The 3,022-nt window shown below is 69.9% G+C and carries 5 protein-coding genes; all 5 read right to left on the bottom strand.

Annotation, left to right across the window (positions count from 1 at the left end; genetic code table 11):
* Positions 1-301, bottom strand: a 301-nt coding sequence (locus AC1D01_RS27655; protein WP_477872107.1) for a uracil phosphoribosyltransferase, incomplete at its 3' end; no start/stop codon positions are given.
* A gap of 3 nt (positions 302-304) precedes the next feature.
* A complete protein-coding gene (gene rlmB / locus AC1D01_RS27650) occupies positions 305-1,048 on the bottom strand; it encodes a 23S rRNA (guanosine(2251)-2'-O)-methyltransferase RlmB (RefSeq protein WP_477872105.1) in 744 nt (247 codons plus the stop codon).
* Positions 1,049-1,078: 30 nt separating this feature from the next.
* Positions 1,079-1,441 carry a response regulator gene (locus AC1D01_RS27645; protein WP_477872103.1) on the bottom strand — a complete coding sequence of 121 codons (363 nt, stop codon included), beginning with the start codon at positions 1,439-1,441 and terminating at the stop codon, positions 1,079-1,081.
* Positions 1,442-1,467: 26 nt separating this feature from the next.
* Entirely contained in the window at positions 1,468-2,634 is a 1,167-nt protein-coding gene (locus AC1D01_RS27640) for a sensor histidine kinase (protein ID WP_477872101.1), read from the bottom strand.
* The coding region (locus AC1D01_RS27635) for a response regulator (RefSeq protein WP_477872099.1) at positions 2,631-3,022 on the bottom strand (392 nt) is incomplete at its 5' end. The genes AC1D01_RS27640 and AC1D01_RS27635, both read right to left, overlap by 4 nt.

Here is a 3,022-nt window from a genome sequence, read left to right as displayed (position 1 = left end):
GGCCGACCACGCTGACCTTCGCGTTCGGGATCATGTCGAGCACGCCATCGAGCATGCCGAGGCCGGCGCGCAGGATCGGCACCACCGTCACCTTGCGGCCGCTGATCTGGTCGATCTCGACCGGGCCGCTCCAGCATTCGATCGTCGTCTTGGTCAAAGGCCAGTCGGCCGTGGCCTCGTACGCGAGCAGCCGGGCCAGCTCGTTCGTCAGCTCGCGGAATTTCTTGGTCGAGATCTCGGCCTCGCGCAGCAGGCCGATCTTGTGGCGCACCAGCGGGTGGTTGACGGCAATCGTCGGCATGGTTCAGTCCTCCTGCTTCAGCCGCTGGCGCACCGCCTCGTACAGGCAGATGCCGCTGGCCACCGAGACGTTCAGGCTCTCGACCGCACCGCGCATCGGCAGCCGCACCAGCACGTCGCAGGTCTTGCCGGTCAACTGCCGCATGCCGCTGCCTTCGGCGCCGAGCACCAGCGCGACCGGCCGGGTCAGGTCGATGTCGTACAACGACTGCTGTGCGTCATCCGACGTGCCGACGACCAGGATGTCGCGCTCCTTCAGCTCATTCAAGGTCCGTGCCAGGTTGGTGACCATGAAGTACGGCACCGTGTCGGCAGCACCGCTGGCCACCTTGGAGACGGTGGCGTTGATGCCGACCGCATGGTCTTTCGGGGCGATCACCGCATGCGCGCCGGCGCCGTCGGCGACGCGCAGGCAGGCGCCCAGGTTGTGCGGGTCGGTGATGCCGTCGAGCACCAGCAGCAGCGGGACTTCCTCGACGGCGTCGAGCGTGTCGTCCAGCGAATGGCTCATCGCCATCGCCTCGACGCGGGCGACCACGCCCTGGTGGCGGTGCGTGCCGCACATCTTCTGCAGGCGGTCGTCGTCGCTGTCGACCAGCTTGGCGCCAGCCTCCTTCACCCGCTCGACGAACTGGCGCATGCGCTGGTCGCGGCGGCTCGCGTCGACGTGGATCTCGAGGATGGACTTCGGCGCGGTCTTCAGCCGCACCGTGACGGCGTGGAAGCCGAACAGGATCTTGTTGCTCATGCCGGGATTGTGCCTCCCGGCCGCGCGGCGTCAGGCGAGGTGGCGCTGCACCAGCCCGACCAGTTCGGCGTAGTCGAAGGGCTTGGCCAGGTAGGCATCGAAGCCCGACTGCAGGATGCGCTCCTCGTCGCCCTTCATCGCGAGCGCGGTCAGCGCGATGATCTTCAGGCCGGCCGTCGCCGCATCGGCGCGCAGCAGCCGCGTCGCCTCCAGCCCGTCCATGCCCGGCATCTGGATGTCCATCAGCACCAGCTCGGGCAGGTGCTCGCGGGCCAGCCGCACGCCTTCCTCGCCCCCCTCGGCGCAGATCACCTCGTGCCCGCCCTTCTGCAGCACCAGCTGCGCCAGCTTGCGGTTCTGTGCGTTGTCCTCGACGACCAGGATGCGTGCCATGGTTTTTTCCTCGCCTTGCGCCTTCGTCAGGCGTGTTCGTGCGCCGCCGGCAGCGGCGGCAGCGTGAAATAGAAGCTGGCGCCCCGGCCCGGTGCCGATTCGACCCAGATGCGCCCGCCGTGCTTGGTCACCACCCGCTGCGCGATCGCCAGGCCCACGCCATTGCCCGGGAACTGCGAGCCGGGGTGGAAGCGCTGGAACGGCCGGAACAGCCGCTCGCCGGCCGCCGCGGCATCGAAGCCGGCGCCGTTGTCGCGCACGCAGAAGGCGGCATCTCCGGCATCGCCCTGCGCCCCGGCGCGCCGGAACTCGATCTGCGGGGCCGGTGCCACGGCGCTGTACTTCCACGCATTGCCGAGCAGGTTCGACAGCGCGACCCGCAGCAGGCCGGGGTCGCCCTGCGCCGTCAGCCCGTCGTCGTGGCGCCAGGCCACGTGACGGTCCGGCTGCGCCTGCGCCAACTCGCCGACGATCTCGCCGGCCATCGCCGACAGGTCGACCGGCTCCGACTGCAGCTCGGTGCGCGTCATGCGCGCCAGCACCAGCATGTCGTCGATCAGCCGGTTCATGCGCTGGGCCGCGCCCTGGATGTGGCCGAGGAAGCCCTGCCCCTTCGCATCCAGCGAATGCCCGTGCCCCTGCTGCAGCAGCTGCGCGAAGCCGGCGATCTGCCCGAGCGGCGTGCGCAGGTCGTGCGACACCGAGTAGCTGAACGCCTCCATCTCGGCATGGGCGCTGCGCAGCTCGCGGTAGGCGCGCTCCATCGCGATCGACTGGGCCTCGGCCTCGCGGCGCATGCGGTGCAGCCGCACGAACACCGCGACCTTGGCGCGCAGGATCTCCGGCACCACCGGCGACAGGATGTAGTCGACCGCGCCGATGCGGTAGCCGGCGAAGGTGTCGGCCTCGTGCGTGTAGATCGCCGAGACGAACACGATCGGCACGTCGGCACCGCCGGGCAGCTCGCGCAGCCGGCGCGCGACGTCGAAGCCGCTGATGCCGGCCAGGTGCACGTCGAGCAGCACCATCGCCCACGACGAGCGCTGCGCGAAGCGCTCGAGTGCGAGTTCGCCGCGGTCGACGGTGTGGATCTCAGCCCCCACGTCCTGCAAGGTCGCACGGTACAGCCTCAGGTTGGCCGCGTTGTCGTCGACGACCAGGATCGAGGGTGAGGTGCCGTTGCTCCCGGTCATGACCGTCGCTGCCGTCCCTTGGCCAGAGCCCGCTTCACCTCGGCCAGCAGGCTGGCCGGCTGGAACTCCGATTTCTCCATCACCTGCTGCACCCGCCCGCTCAGCAGCGCCCGGTCCTGCACGGTCAGCAGCTTGGCGGTCAGCACGATGATCGGGATGTCGGCGGTGTCGCTGCGCCCGCGCAGCGCCTCGATCACGTCGAAGCCCGACAGCTGCGGCATCATCAGGTCGAGCACGATCAGCGCCGGCCGCTGCTGGCGCACCACCTCCAGCGCCTCGCGGCCGCTGTAGGCCAGCATCGGCACGAAGCCGGCCGACTGCAGGTGCTTGCCGACCAGCGTGACGGCCTTCGGGTCGTCGTCCACCACCAGCACGCGCGCGGCAGGCA

It is taken from the genome of Rhizobacter sp. P3_B12 (assembly GCF_056402895.1).
This window is presented reverse-complemented; position numbering and strand designations above follow the sequence as displayed.